The organism is Dolichospermum sp. FACHB-1250 (genome assembly GCF_014696335.1).
GTDB lineage: Bacteria > Cyanobacteriota > Cyanobacteriia > Cyanobacteriales > Nostocaceae > Dolichospermum > Dolichospermum planctonicum.
Map to the genome: position 1 here is coordinate 1 of NZ_JACJPZ010000006.1, position 21,636 is coordinate 21,636.

Genomic DNA, 21,636 nt, shown 5'->3' on the forward strand with positions numbered 1-21,636 from the left:
ATTACCCATTACCCATTACCCATTACCCATTACCCATTACCCATTACCCATTACCCATTACCCATTACCCATTACCCATTACCCATTACCCATTACCCATTACCCATTACCCAGTACCAGTACCAGCCTAATGACTATTGACCAAAAACTTGCGCTGCTGCTGCTATACCGGCACCGGGGGTGAAGTTTTCATGACCAACTTGCGGGAGGACAACCTCTAGGGAAGCGATACAGCTAAGGATATCACGATCGCTGACAAAACCCAAGTGACCAATGCGGAAAATTTTATTACTCAGATGGTCTTGTCCACCTGCTAGAGCGATATCAAACCGTTTTTTCATCAAAGAGCGAATTTTATCGCTTTCGATGCCTGGAGTGGCTACAGCGGTAATGGCCGGACTAGCACATTCGTCGGCCGCAAACAAAGATAAATTTAAGGCTTTTATAGCCGCACGGGTGGCATTTTTTTGGCGTTCATGACGGGTAAAGATGGATTCCAATCCTTCCTTTTTCATCATTCCCAGGGTGGTGTGTAGGGCTACTATTAAGTTAACCGGGGGAGTAAAGGGGGTGGTATTTTTGGCGGTGGCTTTGCGATATTTACCTAAATCTAAATAATATTTAGGTAATTTTGCGGTTTTGTAAGCTTCCCAGGCTTTGGGACTGACGGAAACAAATCCTAAACCAGGAGGAATCATATAACCTTTTTGAGAGCCGGAAGCGACTACATCTAAACCCCAAGCGTCTACAGGTACGTTGTAAGCGCCTAAACTGGTGACAGCATCAACAATAATTAGGGCCTGTCCATGTTCTTTAACGTGGCGGTTAATAGTTTCTAAATCATTAATCACCCCGGTGGAGGTTTCACTGTGGGTAATAATTACAGCTTTAATTTCCTTGTTGGTGTCTGCTTGTAGTTTAGCTGCAAATTGGTCTGGGTCTAAAGGTTGTCCCCATTCTGCGCTGACAGTTTCCACATTTAAACCAAAAGCTTGACCGACTTCTACCCAACGTTCACCAAATTTACCATTAGAACCAACTAAAATGCGATCGCCTGGGGAAAGGAAATTAATTATCCCCGCTTCTACAGCACCAGTACCACTGACATTTAACATTAATACATCACTTGTAGTTTGATGTAGCCATTTAAGGTTTTCTGTCACCTCCCCCATCATACTACTAAATTCACCGCTACGGTGGCCAATGGGGTGTTTGGCTAATGCTAGTAAAGCTGCTTCTGGAACTGGAGTCGGTCCTGGAATCATCAGCATCAATTTATTATCCATCTGTGTGTTATGTCCTAGTTGAAAATTTCAATACGATCCAAATTAACCCTTAAAGGGGATAAAAACACAAAAAAAATCTACTAGAATCCTTTTATAGGGATAGTAGTTAAAAACCTTCAGGAGCAATCAACTTTATCTGCAAAATGATTGATAGACCAACGGTGATCAATCACCATAGAGGAAGACTGAAAAATTTCTTCTAACCGTTTTTGTTGGGATGCAGCTTTTCGCATGGTAATAATCAGTTGATTGACTTGATTGCGAAGGTCTTGATTTTGACCTAAAGAAGTCATGGTTTGCTTTTCCAAAAGTTGAAGTATCAGTTCGTAATGGATAGGAGAGGGTAAAGGAATTGGCTCCATGTAGTTTATTGTGAAGTTGCAATTTAGGGATTTTTTAATTTTCTTTTAGTCAAAGTTTAGCTAATCCTTAACTAGTTGTTACACAGAAAATAAATAATTGCAGATCATGGTCTGTAATTAAGCAAACAGATTCACAATTGCTACTTGAGGATCTGGTTGTTTCACTAATGATTCACCAATTAGTACAGCGGATACACCTGCTGTTTTAACTACATTTAAATCCTCTGGATGATGCAATCCTGATTCACTGACGACCAGAATATTTTTTGCTTGTAATTGCTCACCTCTAGCTGTCATTAATTCAGAAGTTGTTTGTAAATCAACAGTAAAATCCTCTAAATTACGATTATTAATTCCGATTAAAGAAACACCATCTAAAGCTAAAACCCGATCTAATTCTTCTAAATTATGCACTTCTATTAAAGCTGCCATTTTCAAGTTATTAGCAATTTTAATAAAGTATTGTATATCTTGATCATTGAGAATTGCTGCTATTAATAAAACTGCATCTGCGCCATTAATTCTCGCCCAATACATTTGGTAGGGATAGATAATAAAATCCTTACATAGTAGGGGTAAATCCACTGTAGAACGGACTAAAGACAGATTTTCAAAACTACCTTGGAAAAATTTAACATCTGTCAGCACCGAAAGACAACTAGCGCCACCTGTTTGATAAGATTGAGCAATAGCTACTGGGTCAAAATCTGTCCTCAATACTCCTTTACTCGGAGAAGCCTTTTTGATTTCGGCGATTAAAGCGGGATTAGTTTTACCATAACGCAAAGCAGCGACAAAATCACGAGTTGGTGGTGCAGCTAGGGCTTGTGTTTGCAATTCCCGTAAAGGGAGCTTTTCCCGCATTTTTTCAACTTCTGTTTCTTTATACCAAACAATTTCTTCTAAAATATTATTTGGTGCTGCACCCTCTATAGCGGATTTATATTGGATTATAGAAATATTGATAACGGGGCTAGGTGAACGACGACGAATTTGCATATTAGTTGGTTGTTACTTGTCAGTTGTTGGTTGTTACTTGTCAGTTGTTACTTGTTAGTTGTTACTTGTTAGTTGTCCGTTGTCAGTTGTCAGTTGTCAGATTTTTTTCCTGAAAGATTGCCAATGGAGTTAAGATAAGGGTTTAACTTAGGAGAAAGTTCTTCAATAATTGGTTTAAGCCTATTTACTTCTTAATTTGTTAACAGATTTCGTTTATAAGCCCGTCTTAACCAATGTCTAGTTTCATTTAAAGAACCTCTCGCTATTCTGACGAAACGGCGATTATCCTGAAAGTTATACCTACCAAAACCTTCTGCAATATTTGCGCCAATACTATCAACAGAACGTACTATTTGCTTACCAATTGTTGCTTTAGGAAATTCCTCCCAATGAAGAACAATGTTCCAAATATCATCAGCTAGTTTTTCTGCTAATTGGTAAACTTGCAAATTCTCGAAGTTGGATTTCGCCATTTATTCAATTGACAATTGACAACTGACTAACGATTAATTAACTAACGATTAACTAACTAACGCCCGTTTATAAGCTTCATCTAGGACTTCTGAAAGGGTAGGGTGGGCGTGAACTAGGTAGGCCAAAGTTTGGATAGATTGACGATTAGCAACAGCGGCTGCGGCTTCGTGAATTAAATCTGAGGCGTGGGGACCAAAGATATGTACACCTAAAACCTCGCCAGTATCTTTGCGATAAATCACCTTTGTCATGCCGTCAGTATCATTTTCCGCCAATGCTTTAGAATTACCTTTAAAATAACTCTTGGTGGTGGCAACTTCAAAACCTTCATTTAAACCCAAAGCATGGGCGGCGGTTTCTGTCAAGCCCACATAACTAATTTCTGGGTGAGTAAAGGCAGCGGCGGGAATGCTGCGATAGTCAACAGTTTTCTGACGACCCATAATATTTTCTACAGCAATGATACCTTGAGCCGATGCCGCATGAGCTAACATCATTTTCCCGGTAGCATCACCAATAGCCCAGAGGTGTGGGACAACTTCCCCGTTGGCTAATACGGCCATATTATCATTAACAGGAATAAAATTACGGCGGTCAAGGTCAACACCAACGGATTCTAGACCAAGATTTTGGGTAGCGGGAACACGGCCTGTAGCGACTAAACAAGCATCAACTTCGAGAACTTCTAAATCTTCTTTAGTTTCAAAGTTAGCCAATTCAATGATTACTGGTGAACCCGGTATGACTTTTTTGGCGTAAATACCGACTTTGGTTTCAATATCGCGGGGGTTAATTAAGACCCGTTCTGCCAGTTTAGCAATATCCCGGTCAAATCCCGGCATTAACTCATTTAGGGCTTCAATTAAGGTAATTTCACAACCCAAAGCTGAGTAAACATCAGAAAATTCTAAGCCAATGTAACCACTACCAATAATCGCCACCCATTTGGGGAGAGTTTCTAATTTAACGCCTTGGTCGCTGGTAAAGACTGTTTTCCCGTCTACTTCAATTCCAGGGGGAACAAAGGGGACAGAACCGGGGGAAAGGATAATATTTTGGGCGGTGATGGTTTTCTCACCTTTATCTGTGGTAATGGTGACTTTTTGTGTACCTGCTACCTTACCCCAACCCCGGATAATATCAACTCCCAAGCGTTTGAGACTGTTGGTTAGGTCTCCTTGAATTTTGGAGACGAGATTGTTAGCATGATTAGCGATCGCTTCTCGTTCAAACTCAACACTACCAATTTGTATTCCCAATGACTTGAGGTGATGAGCGTTACGTAATTCTCTCACTTTTCCTGAAGCCGCCAGCAATGCCTTAGAAGGGATACAACCCCTGTTTACACAAGTGCCTCCCATATCCCCAGCTTCAATAATTGCCGTTTTCTGACCGCAACTGATACCGTGTAAGGCAGCACCATGTCCACCTACACCAGCGCCGATAATCACTAAATCGTAATCAAATCCAGGACTCACTTTTGTTTCCCCGTTTTCTTGGCCTATTTTCTCTTAAGTTAACTTTTTTATCAAAAATTTGGGTTCATAAACCCGTCTTTCTAGAACAAGTTTTGGTAGAGTACATTTTGTAACTGTCATGATAAAGATGCAGCACTTCCCGTTGTTATGAAGTACAGTATCGGAGATAGGTTAAATATGCTTTCATGACGATATCATATTTTTATTCTTTCTGGCTATACTTAGTATCTTCTTAACTTACTGTAATTAATAATACACACAACTCATCAATAAGTGTCAAAGAACTTTCTCAAATTGAAAAAATAACGAAGAGGCTCTTTTTGTCTCCCCGTTATTTTTCTAAATAGCTATGAGGTTTGAAGTATCTGAAAGTTAGCGATTAGCTGCTTAGAGGTTACGCGCTAATCCCTTGAGCATTGCACCAGTGTCTAGGAAATCTTTATTTTGTGAGAGTGCTTGCAGAGTTTCTGGACTGCTTTGTTGGATAATGTCATTATAGGCTTGAATAGCAATGTTCACTTTAGCAGTGTTTACAGATCCTGGTGTATTCAACTCAAGTAAGGCATTTGTGAGTGCCGCTACTGATTCTGGGGAAACCTGCGCTTGAGGTGGAAGTAAAATAGAAGGATTAGAAAGATTAGGATTGGAATAAGGAGTAACACTGCTGCCAGTTGTGCCACCACCACTTCGACTGCCTCCTGTACCTAAACTAGATGATTTTTGGGCTTGGCTTGGTAGCTGCCAATTGAGCGACAAAAGGGGTGTGAGACTGAGGACTAGAATCAAGGTTCTGATTTTTAACATGGGAATTTTCTCAGAATTGAAGTGTTTATTTAGGTAAGAAATTGAAACCATAGCCTACACTTAGAACGAATACTGTACCGCCTAGACTATTATCTGTCAGGTCTGCACCCACGGCATTAATGATCATGGGAATGGTAGGGATAGGAACGAAGGAAGCACCAATGTTGAAACCAACTCCACTCCAACCCATACCGATACCTACTTGGGGGTGAACTTGTAGGCCTACTCCAGTAAATACTCCAGTAGTAGCAGGGTCTTTTCGGAAATCGCCACCACCGGCTCCTAAAGAAAAGGAGATAGGCATTTGATTGACTGGATCATTAGGCTTCAATAGGGAGTAAGTTGTAACTACACCATAGCCACTGGAAGGTCTAACTGTTTCCCTCTTAACGTGCTGGGCAAAGGACTTCCAGCCGGCCGCAGCAGCTATTTGAGTATTACCTTGAGCATAGACAATGTGGTTAGCTTTGAGGTCAAATGTGCCGTTGTACCCAAAATTTTTGATACTACCAATATTGTAGCCAAGCTCTAAACCAATTTGCCGGGCATCTCCTAAGCCAAAACCCATACTCAAACTCCCGTCTGGTTGATTTCTAGCTTTACCGGTGGTTGCTCCTGATCCTCCAAAAAACACGTCACCCCAAGTAGCCCCGAAGGCGCTGGGAGTAGCAAAAGTAAGTGAAGGTTGGTAAGTCCGTTTTTTGGGAACTACTTTGAAAACAGGTTGAATTAATAAATCCTGCCGTAATTTATCAGCATCAATTGGAGTGCTATTATTAGGTACAGAAGGATCTGTTTGAGCAGTTATCTGTGGTTGTTTTTCAAAAGTAGATTCTGCTTTTTTCACTGTCACTTCTTTGTGATCAGGAAATTTATTAGTGATTAATTCACTACCCTGTTTTTTAGCAACTATATTATCTGCTGCCAATGCAAGATTAACTGAAATAAAATTGGCGAAACAAATACAACTGAAGAGTGTTATACCCTTAAACTGCAACAGTTGCCTTCGCACCATCATAAATAAAATTATGGCTTTCTGCAAACTCTTACTCCTGAGAATTATATTTCGCTTTTCAGTATGAAAATAAGACTGCTATGCGAAACAAATCACCAATAAAATACCATTTAGGTTGGAAATATCAGGGCGAAAAGTAAATTGATCAGGAAATCTTGCGGAAGAGTTTACAAACTTAATGGTTTAATAAAGTTTGGTTAAAGATTTTATAATTGTAGAGAGGGAATTGTCAGATCAGAAAATACCATTTGGGGAATTAATAAGTCATCTTGTAATTTTCCGATTCCTAAAAAATTGTTTTCTGTTTCGTAAACCCGCACAAAGTCGGGAATATCAAGATTGAGGGCAATTTTTTGACCTTGACACCATTTTTTAGCTGATACTGTTGGTAAAGTTACAAATGCTAAATGTTGTAATGGTGCGTCTGGGGCTAGAGGTTGAAATCTACCTGTTTGTAGTTGGTTTTCTAAATCTGTGAATGTGAGACTGTCTGGGATTTGAAAACCGCTGCTTTCTGTACGCATGAGGGCGGATAGAGTACCACCTATGCTTAATATACTACCCAAATCACGAGCGATCGCCCGAATATAAGTTCCCGCACCGCAAGATATAGCTATATCTAATTCTGGGAAATCACTGTCTCGCCAGTCTAATACCTGAATTTGAGAAATTTCTACTGTTCGCACTGGAACTGCGACCATTTCCCCTTTACGTGCTAAATCATACAGGCGTTTGCCATCAACTTGAATGGCGCTATAATTAGGGGGAATTTGCTCTATTTTACCAATAAACTGGGAAAGTGCAGTTTTTACATTTTCTAAATCCAAGCCGGGACAAGGTTTGGAGGTAATAATTTCACCTTGTAAATCATCAGTAGTAGTCTGTACACCTAGACGAATAGTGGCTTGATAGGCTTTTTCTCCTGGTAAATATTGTAACAATCTTGTGGCTTTACCCAAAGCTATAGGTAATACTCCAGTAGCTGCGGGGTCTAAAGTTCCTGCGTGTCCTACTCGTTTCATTTTCAGCAGTTTTCGCACTTTGGCTACACAGTCATGAGAAGTCCAGTCAAATGGTTTGTTTAAATTAAGAAAACCTTGCACAATTTTAGATTTAAGATTTGATGTCTTTGTATTTTTACACAAATTGTCAAGAATAAGATATCCGACTCCTTAAAGAAGTTGGGAATCTGAATTAGGAGGAAAATATCAATAAGTGAAGTAAGGAAACACCAATACCCAGTATCCAAAATCCAAAGCGGACTATGATATGAGAAAGTTTTTTTTTACGAATTTGGTTTTTATGGAAGTGATCATCTAAAACTGGCGCTAATTTAATATGATCAAGGGACTGAACAAGATTTAAACCAAGGGACTGACTAGAAATAGTCTGAAAATAAGCGGCGTTAAGATAGGAAATATATTCTAGTTTTTTAGCTACATAAGTTTGAAAGAAAGGTAAACTTAAAGCATTCATATAACGACGGGCTTGAGAAGCATCACCTACCATATCTTTAGGTAATGCTATTTGTGTACTCTCAAGGTTACTATTACCAATGGTAGAAAAATGAGTAGCACCAAGTAGCATGACTAAATATTTGTGGGGATAAGTAAGCCAAGAAAAAGGCAAAATCTGCTCATATAAAGCAGGGGCAACAGTATCTTCACTACTACCAATAATCATAATTGGGGTGTGAATTTTGCTTAAACCGACTTGTCCAAAAATGGAACTGGTAATAGGATTAACAGCGATAGCAGCTTTGACTCTTTTATCTTGTAAATCATATTCTTTTTCCGATTGATTTGGTAATTCTAAAGCCCGACATTGCAAGAGTAAGGACATATTCCAGGTATTTCTTAATTTGTTTAAATCACAGTCTTTTTCTAGTTGTTGAAAGTTAATTTTTGCTCCAGCTAAAGCTAATGCAGTATAACCTCCTAAAGATTGGCCAAATACTCCTACTTGTTGGAAATTAAGCCGCTTCTGAAATTGTGAATCTGATTCCAATTGATCTAAAATATATTTTATATCTAAAGGTCTATCTTTAAATTCATGAGCTTGTATGACTTGATTACTATTTATTAAGGATTTTACTTTTTCTTCATAACTACTTGGATGATTGGGAATGACGACAGCAAAACCATAATTAGCTAGGTATTTTCCTAAATAACGAAAGTTACTACTGTTTAAACCTAAACCGTGAGAAATGACAATTACAGGAGCAGAATTTTGGGTATTAGGAATATAGATATCAGTGGATAAATGCCGATTACGTAATGAGTCGAATAACTTTAATGTTTGTTTTTGAATTGGGAAATTTGGCTGCTGCGGTAATTTAGATAAATTCTCTAGGGAAATGGTCGCTGCTTCTGAATTTGATACTTGTGTTAATGTAGCGATCGCTTTTTGAGTTGCGCTGATCATTTGCTCTAATTCCCTAGCAATTCTCCAACCATAAACCACATCAATACTAATACTATCTTGAGGATATTTACGTAATAAATTTAATAAATTTAATCCTTCTGGTTCAGCAGCAGCGGAAATTAAAGCTGTGCGTAAATTCTGAAATTCTGATTCTGGAGAATGGGATTTAGTTTTAATTAATTCTGTCAACCTTTTTAAGATAAATTTACCCTGTTGAGTGTCGAGAAATTGAGAAGCTACAGCAGGACTAATTTTGACTGATTGAATTAAAATTTTCCTTAATTCTTGTAGTGTACTTGTAGGAATATATTGATAATATTGGGCAAAGTTTGTATTAACAATACCATGTTTAGCATAGTTTTCTAAAACACTAATGGGGATAGAAATCTCTAATGCTGAATAAGCTGCATGAATTTGTGCTGCTGCCATTGCAGAGTTACTTATTCCCAATGTTGGCAGCAACATTGATAAAATCAGTAATAGGGAATTTGTTCTCAGGTTCTTGCCACAATTACCAAACATATTGATCGCTTAACTTTTATGGTGATGTTGTTGAGCGCGGCTCAATTTTGGTAGTTATTTGGACACCCTGATAAATTTATGCTGTATTCTGATTCTCAGGTATATTTATGAGTGAAATCAGAAATGGGATAAAAGGACTTATATTCAAGTTCTAATACCAGCATTTCTTTGAAGATCATAATACATGACTGATTTATCAACATCAGTATTGATTATGTATTTTGACTGATTAATAAAATTTAAATAATGCCAATAAATCCTATTAATACAAGTGACTTTTTATCTGAATTGAGGGATAAAAAAGTAAGTTTAAAAAAAATATTGCCTGTTATCTATTCTCTTTTGATCTTGTTTTTAAGTGGAAGTTAAAGATAGTAATAGTTGTTTTTGCAATAGTACAAAACCAGAATTTAATAAAGCTACACCCAGTTATTGATATCATGGATAACGCTCCTGAAAAATTACTAATCAACGGCAATTTTTAGGCATTATTAATAATGACTAAATGGAATAAATTTTTTTTTAAATTATTTTTACATAATAGCCAAGTACCAGGAATAGTTAAATACTTCTGGCTGTTGGTGGCTAGTCCGGGTAATATAGAAAAAGTCGAAAGTGAACTGGTTTTGATGTTTATGTATAAGAGGTTGTTTAGTAAGTCGCAAAATTTACCATCAAACTCTTAGGAGAGAGAAGTTACCTCTTGGGTAAGTCCTCATAAAAAAAAAGACAGAGATTTACCCTGTCCTGAAAATATGATATTTTAGAGTCTTAGGGGATGTTTGAAAAGTCGCTCATAGCGTATCAAATATTTTCATATCCCCTTAAATCCCTCGGAGAAAGGGGGACTCGGACTTTAATTACCCCTTTTGTTAAGGGGGTTAGGGGGATCTGCAAGTATCTAAAATCACGATCCAAAACTTTCCTAACAACATTTTAGTGGTAAAACTTAGTAACGGTTGCGTTCACCGCCGTAACCACCCCCTCCTCTGCCACCACGCTCTTCTTTGGGTTTAGCTTTGTTAACTTTTAAGACGCGTCCCATCCATTCAGCACCGTCAAGAGCAGCAATTGCGGCTTGTTCCTCTGCGTCTGATGACATTTCGACAAATGCAAAGCCCCTAACACGACCAGTGTCTCTGTCTGTGGGTATTTGGACTCTCTTAACATTTCCATACTCTTGAAAAACCTCTTTCAGGGCGTCTTCCGTAACGTTATAGGATAAATTACCGGCATAAATTGACATTGAATAGCTCCAGAAATCAAAAATCGCAGTTTGTACTACTAATCAAATATATAATACCCGTGATTAAGGTTTGTTTCAAAGTTGGAATTACTAATTTTTATTGTAAATGGGTTGTCAACCAAAAGATTCCCCCATTCCTCAAGCATTCCTCAAGAATTTGGGAATCTTGGTTGAGCAAAAATCCTACAATTTTACATCGGGAGGGAGTAGGACTTTATTAATTACATGAATCACACCGTTACTGGCTTTAACGTCTGCTCTTGTTACTCTGGCGTTATTTACAGTAACTCGACCCTTTCTTACTTTAACCTTAACTACAGCACCTTCAACTGTTTTGACCTCACCAGCTTTGATATCTTTAGAGGTAATTGCCCCAGGAACTACATGATAGGTTAATATTTTAACTAAGGTGTCTTGGTTTTCTGGTTTGAGGAGTTTTGCTAAAGTTCCTTTTGGTAAAGCTTTAAATGCTGCGTCTGTAGGCGCAAATACAGTGAGTGGTTCTTTGCCAGAGAGGGTTTCTACCAAACCTGCAGCTTTGATAGCTGTGACTAGGGTTTTCAAGGAACTGTTGGCGCTGGCAACTTCGACAATTGTGCCTACGGTGTGTGTAGTGGTAACAGGTGTAGTATGATTAGCAGGAGACTTAGTTTCTGCGAAGCTAGGGGCGCTGACCAGAAGGGTGGTTGTAGCTATGGCAATACTAACTGTTTTACTGAATAGGGAATTCATGGTTTATACTCCAAATTGCGGCCACTTTCACTTGACTATTAGAACTGTAACAGAATTTAACAAGTGTCTGTTTACAACTATTCTGCCAGCATTGCCAATAGCTCCGCCTCAGTCAATTGGCTAATTCCCAAATTCTGCGCTTTCTCTAATTTAGAACCGGCTTCTGCTCCTACTACCAAAAAATCTGTTTTTTTACTAATTGAATCAGTAATTTTACCACCAGATTTTTGAATTAAAGCTTTTGCTTCCTCCCTTTTTAAGGTTGGTAATGTGCCAGTAATTACAAAGATTTTCCCGGCAAATTTTTGATTAATCTCGCCCACAGCTTTGGTTTGCGGGCTGTTTGCTAATTGTAACCCCATGGATTGAAGACGGAAAATTAAAGTTTGATTTGCTACTGTATGAAACCATTGATACACTGATTGGGCGATTTCTGCACCGATACCATAAACGCCGGCAATATCTGATTGTCTGGCGGCTGTTAATTCGGCGACGGTGGTAAACCTTTGGGTTAATAATTGGGCGTTGACGCTACCTACATGACGAATGCCTAAACCATATAATACCCTAGACCAAGGTTGAATTTTTGATTGGGCGATCGCTTTGATCAATTTTTCCGCTGATTTTTCTCCCATGCGTTCTAATTCACATAATTGATCTTTTGTCAACTCGTATAAATCAGCCACGGAATGTATTAAACCTTTTTCTACTAATTGATACACCAGTTTTTCCCCTACACCTTTAATATCCAAAGCGTCACGACTTACCCAATGTTCGATTTCACCTTTGAGAATGGCGGGACAGGAGGCATTTACACATCTAGTAACAGCTTCGCCAGTTTCTCTGACTACCAGTTGTCCACAGACGGGACAATGGGAAGGCATAATAAAAGGTTGGGTGTCAGGGGGACGCAATTCTTTGATTACTCGGACTACTTCGGGAATGATTTCTCCGGCTTTACGCACAATTACGGTGTCACCAATGCGAATATCTAACTGTTCAATGCGATCGCTATTATGCAAGGTAGCACGGGAAACAGTTGTTCCCGCTAATTGTACTGGTAACATTTCCGCCAAGGGAGTTAATGCGCCGGTTCTGCCGACATTAACTGTAATTTTTACTACACGGGTTGGGGCTTCTTCGGCGGGATATTTTAAGGCTATAGCCCAGCGGGGAAATTTCTGTGTAAAACCCAATTGCTCCTGGAGTTTGAAAGTATTTAATTTAACTACAACTCCATCAGTCATATAGGGAGAGTTGAGCCGTTCAGTATCCCAATATTGATAATATGCAGCGACTTCAGGAATAGAATAACAGAGTTTATGATTAGTATCAATGCGGAAACCCATTTTTTGCAATAATTCCAAAGCCTCCCATTGAGTATTGGCAATACTGGAATCATCTAACCCGGTAATATGTAGTGTATAAGCGAAAAAATCTAACTGTCGTTGGGCGACAATACGGGAGTCTAATTGTCTTAGCGTACCAGCTACAGCATTGCGCGGGTTAGCAAATACTTGTTCACCAGCTTTTTGTCTTTTTTCGTTAATTTCTTTAAATACCTGTAAAGGTAGAAACACTTCTCCTCTTACTTCCACTTTGGCGATATTTTCCAAGCCGTCAAAATTCAAACGTAGGGGAATTGAGCGGATAGTTCTGACATTTTGGGTAATATCTTCACCCATTATGCCATCTCCCCTAGTTACACCTCTGACTAAAACTCCATTTTCGTAAGTTAAGGCCAAAGCCGCACCATCAATTTTCAATTCAGATACATATTCTATTTCTACGGTATTATATTGATTTGGTAGATGTCGCCGCCAACGTTGATCCCAATTTTGCAATTCTTCAATATTAAAAGCATTTTCCAGACTGTATAGAGGAATATTATGGCGGACTGAGGTAAAATGGGTTGCAGGTCTTTCTCCAACACGCTGGGTAGGACTATCGGGAGTAATTAATTCTGGATTTTTCGTTTCTAATTCTTGTAATTCTCGATATAGCCGATCATAAACTGTATCTTCCATTATTGGTGCATCTAAAACATAATAAGCATAACTAGCTTTTTGTAACAAAGATCGTAATTCTTCTATACGTTTTAATTCGGGTTGAGTTGAGATCATAAGTTTCATAATGAAAGAATTATACTCCTTTTTCGGGGGAAGAATACTGATATGAATGAACCACAAAGACGCAAAGGACAGGAAGGAAGAATAAAGCAGTAGCAGAACGTTAATTATAGAGAAAAACCATGATTCAAACTTTCACAAATCAGTCTCCTATTATTATCGCTCATCGAGGTGCGAGTGGCTACCGTCCTGAACATACTTTAGAGAGTTATGAGTTAGCAATTGATTTAGGTGCTGATTATATTGAACCAGATTTAGTAATGACTAAAGATGGTATTTTAATTGCCCGTCATGAAAATGAAATATCAGAAACTACGGATATTGTTGATCATGCTGAATTTGCTTATTTAAGAACTACTAAAATCATTGATAGTGAAATTAAAACAGGTTGGTTTACAGAAGATCTTACCATAGCAGAAATCAAAACTTTAACGGCTAAAGAACGTATTCCCCAAATTCGTCCCCACAATACAGCTTATAACGGAATGTTTACGATTCCCACTTTTGCAGAAATCATTGATTTAGTCAAGGATAAAAGTGAAAAAATTGGTCGCAATATTGGTATTTATCCAGAAACCAAACATCCGATTTATTTTCAAGAGATTGGTTTACCATTAGAAGCAACTTTATTATGGAATTTGCAGGGGATTAATTTACCTGTATTTATTCAATCATTTGCAGTGAGTAACCTCAAAGAATTATCTCAGAAAACAGATTTACCATTAGTACAATTAATTAATGATATTGGTAAACCCTATGATTTTGTTATAGACAATGATCAGCGTACATATAGAGATTTATTAACACCAAAAGGGTTAAAAGAAATTGCCGAATATGCAGAAGCAATAGGGGTACATAAAAACTTATTAATTCCCAGAGATATTCATGGTAAATTATTATCACCAACATCCTTAATTATAGATGCTCATGCAGCTAATTTACAAGTTCATGCTTGGACATTTAGAAATGAAGATTTTTTCTTACCTTTAGACTTACAAGGAAATCCTGAAAAAGAATATAAAATATTTTTTAATTTAGGAGTAAATGGTGTATTTACGGATTATCCAGATATAGCTGTCAAGCAGAAATATTGCTACCTTAATCAAAAATAAATAATGAATCTATCCCTTATCAAAATCCTAAAATTTATCCATCTTTATCCATCTTGATCCATCCTTATCTGTATTTATCTGCATTTAATTATTCTTAACCCTTAGTCAAAAACCATGAATAAATCATCATTAAATCGCTTAACTGAAATTGCCCAAATATTTCTCAAATTGGGTATAATTGGCTTTGGTGGACCAGTAGCCCATATAGCCATGATAGAAGATGAAATAGTGAAACGTCGTCAATGGTTAACACAAGAACATTTTCTAGATTTATTAGGTGCAACAAACTTAATTCCCGGTCCTAATTCCACAGAAATGGCTATTCATATAGGATACATTTATGCAGGGTGGTTAGGATTAATTGTCGCTGGAGTTTGCTTTATTTTACCTGCGGTTTTAATTACTGGTTTCTTGGCCTGGATATATGTTAGTTTTGGGACATTACCGCAAATTCCACCTTTACTTTATGGAATAAAACCGGTTGTTTTAGCAATTATTATTAATGCTGTTTGGGGTTTAGGAAAAAAAGCAGTAAAAACGCGAAAATTATTGATAATTTCTATAGTTGTGGGATTAATAAATCAATTTACTAAAATTGATGAAATAGTGGCATTATTAATGGGAGGAATATTAGGAATGATTTGGTTACGCAGTAGTAATCAAACCAACTTAATTATTATGGGTTTAACCGCAGAAACATTTTTACAGACAACCGTAATAAGTACAGCGACAAATAATATAAATAATCATGTATCTGCATCTTTATGGAAATTGGGTTTATTCTTTCTTAAAATCGGTAGTGTCCTTTTTGGAGGTGGTTATTTACTAATAGCATTTTTACAAAGAGGACTAGTAGAAGAATATGGCTGGTTAACACAACAACAGTTATTAGATAGTATTGCTATTGGACAATTTACACCAGGTCCAGTGCTTTCCACTGCAACATTTATTGGTTATATAATTGCTGGTTTTCCGGGAGCAATTGTAGCAACTGTGGGGATTTTTCTCCCTTCATTTTTGTTTGTTGCTATTTTAAATCCTTTTATGGATACCTTTCGTAAATCATCTTGGACAAGACCATTTTTAGATGCTGTTAATGTTAGTGCTGTAGCCTTAATGACACTAACTACAATACAAGTAGGAATAGCTACTTTAATATCACCTAAAACTGATTCCATAGATTTTTTAAGTTTAGGAATTGCTGTTATTTCCGCAATTTTAGTCATTCGCTACCACATTAATAGCATTTACTTGATTTTAGGAGGTGGTATCATTGGTTATCTTAAATATAACTATCTGATTATGTAGTTACTTATGTAGTTATATTGTTCACTACCTAAGTCGTTGTCACGATTCGTGAAAAATTACCATATTTTGTGTAAAATGTTGGATATAACAGAAATTCGCACTCACAACTTTTACACAATGCAAACAAGTTAACAGGAAATTTCACTATGAAATGGTATTATAGACTACCATGGTTACTAATGGGGGTATCAATAGCCTTAGTTCAGCCCCAAGCAGTCACAGCAATATGTAGTAATAATCAAGTAGATGCCATTGCGAAAAAAATCACGGTGTTAGTATTAATTCGTGGTGCGGTAAATGGTTCTGGTTCCGGCGTAATTATTCAGCGTAACAACAATACTTATACGGTTCTCACTGCCTATCATGTCGTCAAAGACCCTAATTCTCAATATCAAATAGTCACACCTGACGGTCAATATTATCAAGTCAATTATCAGACCGTGAAACAGCCGACTAATAATATGGACTCAGCGGTTTTACAATTTACCAGCAATCAAAATTATCCAGTCGCTAAAATCGGTAATTCTGATGCAGTTAAAAGACTGACAAATATTTATCTAGCGGGTTTTCCGGGCAAGAGAGGAGGGACGAGAGTACCTCCTGTTTATGATTGCCGTGACGGACAAGTTATTGCTAATGCTACTGAGACAATTACAGAGGAAGGCTATACTTTGTTTCATAAAAGTTCTGCACAGCCGGGGATGAGTGGTGGGGCGGTTTTTAATGAACAGGGGGAAGTGATAGGGATTTTCGGTAAAGGTGAAAATCCTTCTTTTCAGACCGAGAGAACAACAGGTAGAAACTATAGTATACCCATCAACACATTCATTAGATGGTCCGCAGGAGTTGGTGTAAATTTGGGAATTAGTCTGCCCGATGTGGAGAATGGTAAGATAAGACAAGCGGATGATTATTTAGTTGAAGCGGACTATAGATTTCATAGAAAAGACTATAGCGGGGCTATATTAGCTTATAATGAAGTAATTCGCCTTGATCCTAACTATACTGAAGCCTTATTATATCGTGATCGTGGTTCTAGTTACTATGCTCTCGGAAACACGCAGGCTGCAATGGCTGATTTCAATGAGGCTATTAGGATTAATCCTCAAGATGCCAAAGCCTACGCAGTCAGAGGCATTGCTCGGTATAAATTGGGAGATAAACAGGGAGCAATAGGTGATTTTAATGAAGTTATCAAGATTAATCCCAATGACCCTAGGGCTTACACAGTCCGAGGCATTGCCCGCTATGACTTGGGAGATAAGCCAGGGGCTATAGCTGACCTGAAAACAGCAGTAAACCTATCTGTACAGCAGGGAAATAAGAAGTTGTATCAAGATGTTTCAAAATTATTGAGGATTTTAGGGATTTAGTATTTGTCGTCTCACCATGATTAAATTCTACCCATACTAGGAGTTTTTTTTTGGTTTTATCTGCTAGAATTTCCCCATTACAATAGCTTGTTTATTTAAGCCATACTTGCAATCGTATATTAGTCGTTTTTTTGTGCAACTACACTTAACTACAAATAGAACTTAGGTACAATTCATGGAGTGATCAACTAAGTATCGCTAAAGCGAAAGCCGCGCTAACGGGGAGCGTCCCGTGAGGGATAGGCATATTCAGGTAAGTCCCTAAGACTAGGTGACCTAGAAATGGGAAACAGGTTTTATTTTGTTTTGCGTAAGTCCTGTACAAGGATACTCAACCCCCATTTTCTCAGATATTCGCTAAAACCACATTCAAACCCACTGGTAAAGTTTACAAAATGGCGTTAACTAAGTTAGAAATAAGACCATAACCATCATTTAAAATTACTTCAAAAAACAAATTTTATGGTATTACAAGTAGAAAGCAACAGATACGAAGAGAAAACCCAAGAAATTGCTAGACAGGTTTTGGCTGTTACCCAGGAAAATCGCTCATTTTTAGCTGCTTTACGCGACCAAATGCGCTGGGACGATAAATTACTCGACTGGGCTATGAGTAACCCCGGTTTACGAGTACAATTATTTCGGTTCATAGATACTTTACCCGCTTTACATAGTAAATCAGAAATTGCGTCCCATTTACAAGAATATTTGGGAGATGAATCCGTAGAATTACCAGCGGCTTTAAAAGCAATTTTAAACTTTGCTAACCCGGATTCTATGCCTGCACAGGTAGCAGCGACAACAGTGGGAAATGCTGTGCAAACTTTAGCACATAAATATATTTCTGGGGAAAATATCAAGCAAGTTATCAAAACCGTTGAAAGACTGAGAAAAGATAAAATGGCTTTCACCATTGACTTACTTGGTGAAGCGGTAATTACGGAAATAGAGGCACAATCTTATTTAGAAAAATACCTGGAATTGATGCAGCAGTTGGTCGAAGCATCGCAAAATTGGGCGAAAATTCCAGCTATTGACGAAGCAGACGGCGAAAATGTCCCTAAAGTCCAGGTTTCTGTCAAATTAACGGCGTTTTATTCCCAATTTGACCCTTTAGATGCTGAAGGTAGTGAAGCGAGAGTAAGCGAACATATTCGGACTTTACTCCGTCGTGCCAAAGAATTGGGTACAGCAGTACATTTTGATATGGAACAATACGCCTATAAAGACATTACTTTAACCATTCTCAAAAAACTTTTACTGGAAGCGGAATTTCGTCAACGTACCGATATTGGTATGACCATTCAAGCATATCTCCGCGACAGTGAACAGGACGCTAGAAAGATCATTGCTTGGTTACAACAGCGGGGTTATCCTCTTACTATTCGCTTGGTTAAAGGTGCGTATTGGGACCAGGAAACTATCAAAGCCGCTCAAAAACATTGGCCGCAACCGGTTTATCATGATAAAGTCGCCACAGATGCCAATTTTGAAGCTATTACCCAGTTATTGTTAGAAAATCATCAGTATGTATATTCTGCCATAGGTAGTCATAATGTGCGATCGCAATCTCGCGCCATAGCCATTGCGGAAAGTCTTCAAGTTCCCCGTCGTCGCTTTGAAATGCAAGTGCTTTACGGCATGGGTGATAAAATAGCCAAAGCCTTGGTAGATAAGGGTTATCGTGTCCGGGTCTATTGTCCCTACGGTGACTTATTACCGGGAATGGCTTATTTAATTCGGAGGTTGTTGGAAAATACCGCAAATAGCTCCTTTTTACGCCAAAATCTGGAAAATCGTCCCGTTGAGGAGTTGTTAGCACCACCAATACCAGTTCTAACTTCCTCCTCACTTGCGGGTGGGACTAAGGGGGGGTTCTGCGGTGTTGCGGATACTGATTTTGCTAATGAGGAAAGCAGAAATAGGTCGCGGTTAGCTTTTGAGGGTGTGCGTCCGCAGTTGGGTAACACTTATTTACCTTTAATCAATGGTGAATATGTGAATACGACAACTTTTGTTGATTCTCTTAATCCTTCTAATTTTAGTCAGGTTGTTGGTAAAGTAGGTTTACTTAGCGTTGAACAAGCTGAGGAAGCAATGAAATTTGCTAAAGCTGCTTTTCCCGCTTGGAAAAAAACTCCCGTTAAACAACGCGCTAATATTTTGCGTCAAGCTGGGAAGTTGATGGAACAAAGACGCGCTGAACTTTCGGCTTGGATAGTTTTGGAAGTAGGAAAACCCGTTAAGGAAGCTGACGCGGAAGTTTCGGAAGCAATTGATTTTTGTCTTTATTACGCTGAGGAAATGGAAAGGCTGGATAAAGGTATAATTTACGATGTTCTTGGCGAAACTAATCGTTATATTTACCAGCCCAAAGGAATCGCAATTGTAATTTCTCCCTGGAATTTCCCTCTAGCTATTGCCTGCGGTATGACCGTCGCTGCTTTGGTTTCAGGAAATTGTACTCTACTCAAACCTGCGGAAACTTCTTCTGTAATTACAGCAAAATTTACAGAAATATTAATAGAAGCAGGAATCCCTAAAGGTGTTTTTCAATACGTCCCAGGCAAGGGTTCTCAAGTGGGTGCTTATTTGGTAAATCATCCTGATACTCATGTTATTGCTTTTACTGGTTCTCAGGAAGTAGGCTGTAGAATTTACGCAGAAGCCGCCATCTTAAAACCTGGTCAAAAGCACCTCAAAAAAGTAATTGCGGAAATGGGAGGCAAAAATGCCATCATTGTTGATGAAAGTGCTGATTTAGACCAAGCTGTTGTCGGCGTTGTGCAATCTGCTTTTGGTTATAGTGGACAAAAATGTTCTGCTTGTTCACGGGTAATTGTGCTTGAACCTATTTATGATGCTTTTGTGGAAAGGTTGGTAGAAGCGACAAAATCTTTAAATATTGGAGAAGCGGAGTTACCCAGTACCCAAGTTGGTCCGGTAATTGACGCTAATGCCCAAGCTCGCATTTTAGAATATATTGAAGAAGGCAAAAAAGAAGCTAAATTAGCTTTAGATTTACCCGCACCCACCCAAGGATATTTTATCGGTCCTGTGATTTTTTCGGAAGTACCCGCAAATGGAGTTATTGCACAACAGGAAATATTTGGACCTGTTTTAGCGGTAATTAGAGTTAAAGATTTTCAAGAAGCTTTAGAAGTTGCCAATAACACAAATTACGCTTTAACAGGTGGTCTTTATTCCCGTACCCCTTCCCACATTGAACAAGCGCAAGGGTCATTTGAAGTAGGGAACTTATACATTAACCGGAATATAACTGGTGCAATAGTATCTCGTCAACCTTTCGGTGGATTTAAACTTTCTGGAGTCGGTTCAAAAGCAGGAGGACCAGATTATCTTTTGCAATTCTTAGAACCACGCCATATCACAGAAAACATCCAACGTCAAGGTTTTGCGCCAATTGAGGGTAATGAATAATTATATCTGACACAAATACCCGACTTTTGACCATATTTTGTTATTCATACCATCAATTTATAACAGATTATTACAGAAGTCAGGGATCTTTTTTATCTTGTCAATCTTTAAATCCTGTTTCTGACAGATGTTAATATTTTTATGTTAAAATGCAGAATCAGGGTTTATCTATATTTATGGGTAAAAAAGGTGATATTAAACAGGTTGATGCAATTGCGAGAGAATTTGGTATGTTAGGGAAAGAAAGAAAAGCTTTTGGTAGATTTCTGGAGCAAGAAAAAACAAATGGTTATGGTGGAACTTTAAATGATAGAGGTTATTTTACTTATCCAGAACTCCGTCAGAAGGCTAAAGAATTTTTAGAGGATATTAATTATGACTCCTAAAACATCTCTTGCTAATTCAATACTAGATCTAAATCAAATTACTCAACCAATTATTGGCGAAACTTGCCATCAAATTGCATTTAGTTATGGTGATGAATTACTGTTAGATTTTGGTGAAATGACTGCCTACAATCATCCTAGATTAGCACATTTACGCAAAGGAAGCTGGCAACTTAGCACTAGGGCTACACCTTGGTATTTAATGCTAGGAGATAATATTTTCAGTCATTCATATATGTACGCAAATTATCAAAACGCTGCCGAACTTACTAAAATACCGTTACAGTATTTGGAAAATAAAAAACTAACTAATTTTGCGCTTGGTGGTAATCATAATTTTAAACTTACTTTATCATTTGAGGATCATTACGAACTAATTTTAGAACCAGATTTAGAAGATGATTCTGGGCTGGCTTATTGGGAATTAATGATGCCAAATGAGCAAATTTTAATAGTAGGACCCGGACTGTTTTGGGAATGTAAATCAATTCATGAACCTTATTGATCTGAATATCTAAATTCAGATAAAATCCCCAGCTTGAAAT

Annotated in this window: 18 protein-coding genes; 6 read left to right on the top strand and 12 right to left on the bottom strand. The window is 38.0% G+C overall.

Going from position 1 to position 21,636, the window contains the following annotated elements:
* Window positions 1-134: 134 nt before the first annotated feature.
* From H6F39_RS03240 to ligA, 12 genes are all read right to left on the bottom strand, one after another.
* Window positions 135-1,286: an alanine--glyoxylate aminotransferase family protein gene (locus tag H6F39_RS03240; protein ID WP_137908405.1), complete on the bottom strand. Its 1,152-nt coding sequence runs from the start codon at window positions 1,284-1,286 to the stop codon at window positions 135-137.
* A gap of 116 nt (window positions 1,287-1,402) precedes the next feature.
* Window positions 1,403-1,648, bottom strand: a complete 246-nt coding sequence (locus H6F39_RS03245) for a DUF5340 domain-containing protein (protein ID WP_137908406.1) — start codon at window positions 1,646-1,648, stop codon at window positions 1,403-1,405.
* Window positions 1,649-1,765: 117 nt separating this feature from the next.
* Window positions 1,766-2,647 (bottom strand): indole-3-glycerol phosphate synthase TrpC, encoded by an 882-nt coding sequence (gene trpC / locus H6F39_RS03250; protein WP_190372814.1) that lies wholly within the window; start codon window positions 2,645-2,647, stop codon window positions 1,766-1,768.
* A 191-nt stretch (window positions 2,648-2,838) separates the two neighbouring features.
* Window positions 2,839-3,120 (bottom strand): four helix bundle protein, encoded by a 282-nt coding sequence (locus H6F39_RS03255; RefSeq protein WP_199290849.1) that lies wholly within the window; start codon window positions 3,118-3,120, stop codon window positions 2,839-2,841.
* A gap of 48 nt (window positions 3,121-3,168) precedes the next feature.
* The gene (gene lpdA, locus H6F39_RS03260) at window positions 3,169-4,599 is read right to left on the bottom strand and encodes a dihydrolipoyl dehydrogenase (protein ID WP_190396224.1); all 1,431 of its coding nucleotides are present in this window, start codon (window positions 4,597-4,599) and stop codon (window positions 3,169-3,171) included.
* 387 nt (window positions 4,600-4,986) lie between these two features.
* Window positions 4,987-5,403, bottom strand: a complete 417-nt coding sequence (locus H6F39_RS03265) for a hypothetical protein (protein WP_137908409.1) — start codon at window positions 5,401-5,403, stop codon at window positions 4,987-4,989.
* A 25-nt stretch (window positions 5,404-5,428) separates the two neighbouring features.
* Window positions 5,429-6,331, bottom strand: a complete 903-nt coding sequence (locus H6F39_RS03270; RefSeq protein WP_242028603.1) for a hypothetical protein — start codon at window positions 6,329-6,331, stop codon at window positions 5,429-5,431.
* Window positions 6,332-6,624: 293 nt separating this feature from the next.
* Window positions 6,625-7,521: a tRNA pseudouridine(55) synthase TruB gene (gene truB / locus H6F39_RS03275; protein WP_137908410.1), complete on the bottom strand. Its 897-nt coding sequence runs from the start codon at window positions 7,519-7,521 to the stop codon at window positions 6,625-6,627.
* Window positions 7,522-7,612: 91 nt separating this feature from the next.
* Window positions 7,613-9,307 carry an alpha/beta hydrolase gene (locus tag H6F39_RS03280; protein WP_190371991.1) on the bottom strand — a complete coding sequence of 565 codons (1,695 nt, stop codon included), beginning with the start codon at window positions 9,305-9,307 and terminating at the stop codon, window positions 7,613-7,615.
* A 1,006-nt stretch (window positions 9,308-10,313) separates the two neighbouring features.
* Window positions 10,314-10,610, bottom strand: a complete 297-nt coding sequence (locus tag H6F39_RS03285) for an RNA-binding protein (protein WP_190396225.1) — start codon at window positions 10,608-10,610, stop codon at window positions 10,314-10,316.
* A 183-nt stretch (window positions 10,611-10,793) separates the two neighbouring features.
* A complete protein-coding gene (locus H6F39_RS03290) occupies window positions 10,794-11,342 on the bottom strand; it encodes a fasciclin domain-containing protein (protein WP_190396226.1) in 549 nt (182 codons plus the stop codon).
* A 77-nt stretch (window positions 11,343-11,419) separates the two neighbouring features.
* Entirely contained in the window at window positions 11,420-13,465 is a 2,046-nt protein-coding gene (gene ligA, locus H6F39_RS03295) for an NAD-dependent DNA ligase LigA (protein WP_137908432.1), read from the bottom strand.
* 128 nt (window positions 13,466-13,593) lie between these two features.
* On the opposite strand from ligA, the gene H6F39_RS03300 reads away from it, so the two are divergent.
* The 6 genes from H6F39_RS03300 (at window position 13,594) to H6F39_RS03325 (ending at window position 21,596) form a co-directional block, all read left to right on the top strand.
* A complete protein-coding gene (locus H6F39_RS03300) occupies window positions 13,594-14,583 on the top strand; it encodes a glycerophosphodiester phosphodiesterase (protein ID WP_137908414.1) in 990 nt (329 codons plus the stop codon).
* A gap of 114 nt (window positions 14,584-14,697) precedes the next feature.
* Window positions 14,698-15,891, top strand: coding sequence for a chromate efflux transporter (gene chrA, locus H6F39_RS03305; protein ID WP_137908415.1), 1,194 nt, complete (start codon window positions 14,698-14,700; stop codon window positions 15,889-15,891).
* A gap of 146 nt (window positions 15,892-16,037) precedes the next feature.
* Window positions 16,038-17,264 carry a serine protease gene (locus tag H6F39_RS03310; RefSeq protein ID WP_137908416.1) on the top strand — a complete coding sequence of 409 codons (1,227 nt, stop codon included), beginning with the start codon at window positions 16,038-16,040 and terminating at the stop codon, window positions 17,262-17,264.
* 462 nt (window positions 17,265-17,726) lie between these two features.
* Window positions 17,727-20,705, top strand: a complete 2,979-nt coding sequence (gene pruA, locus H6F39_RS03315; RefSeq protein ID WP_190396227.1) for an L-glutamate gamma-semialdehyde dehydrogenase — start codon at window positions 17,727-17,729, stop codon at window positions 20,703-20,705.
* A gap of 149 nt (window positions 20,706-20,854) precedes the next feature.
* Window positions 20,855-21,091: a hypothetical protein gene (locus H6F39_RS03320; RefSeq protein WP_242025970.1), complete on the top strand. Its 237-nt coding sequence runs from the start codon at window positions 20,855-20,857 to the stop codon at window positions 21,089-21,091.
* Window positions 21,081-21,596 (top strand): hypothetical protein, encoded by a 516-nt coding sequence (locus tag H6F39_RS03325; RefSeq protein ID WP_190371988.1) that lies wholly within the window; start codon window positions 21,081-21,083, stop codon window positions 21,594-21,596. Before H6F39_RS03320 ends, H6F39_RS03325 begins: the two co-directional genes overlap by 11 nt.
* Window positions 21,597-21,636: the final 40 nt, after the last annotated feature.

Coding starts and splice junctions, on each gene's coding strand:
- H6F39_RS03240 (WP_137908405.1), bottom strand. CDS start 1,286: ATGGATAATAAATTGATGCTGATGATTCCAGGACCGACTCCAGTTCCA.
- H6F39_RS03245 (WP_137908406.1), bottom strand. CDS start 1,648: ATGGAGCCAATTCCTTTACCCTCTCCTATCCATTACGAACTGATACTT.
- trpC (WP_190372814.1), bottom strand. CDS start 2,647: ATGCAAATTCGTCGTCGTTCACCTAGCCCCGTTATCAATATTTCTATA.
- H6F39_RS03255 (WP_199290849.1), bottom strand. CDS start 3,120: ATGGCGAAATCCAACTTCGAGAATTTGCAAGTTTACCAATTAGCAGAA.
- H6F39_RS03265 (WP_137908409.1), bottom strand. CDS start 5,403: ATGTTAAAAATCAGAACCTTGATTCTAGTCCTCAGTCTCACACCCCTT.
- H6F39_RS03280 (WP_190371991.1), bottom strand. CDS start 9,307: ATGTTGCTGCCAACATTGGGAATAAGTAACTCTGCAATGGCAGCAGCA.
- H6F39_RS03285 (WP_190396225.1), bottom strand. CDS start 10,610: ATGTCAATTTATGCCGGTAATTTATCCTATAACGTTACGGAAGACGCC.
- H6F39_RS03290 (WP_190396226.1), bottom strand. CDS start 11,342: ATGAATTCCCTATTCAGTAAAACAGTTAGTATTGCCATAGCTACAACC.
- ligA (WP_137908432.1), bottom strand. CDS start 13,465: ATGATCTCAACTCAACCCGAATTAAAACGTATAGAAGAATTACGATCT.
- H6F39_RS03300 (WP_137908414.1), top strand. CDS start 13,594: ATGATTCAAACTTTCACAAATCAGTCTCCTATTATTATCGCTCATCGA.
- chrA (WP_137908415.1), top strand. CDS start 14,698: ATGAATAAATCATCATTAAATCGCTTAACTGAAATTGCCCAAATATTT.
- H6F39_RS03310 (WP_137908416.1), top strand. CDS start 16,038: ATGAAATGGTATTATAGACTACCATGGTTACTAATGGGGGTATCAATA.
- pruA (WP_190396227.1), top strand. CDS start 17,727: ATGGTATTACAAGTAGAAAGCAACAGATACGAAGAGAAAACCCAAGAA.
- H6F39_RS03320 (WP_242025970.1), top strand. CDS start 20,855: ATGCAGAATCAGGGTTTATCTATATTTATGGGTAAAAAAGGTGATATT.
- H6F39_RS03325 (WP_190371988.1), top strand. CDS start 21,081: ATGACTCCTAAAACATCTCTTGCTAATTCAATACTAGATCTAAATCAA.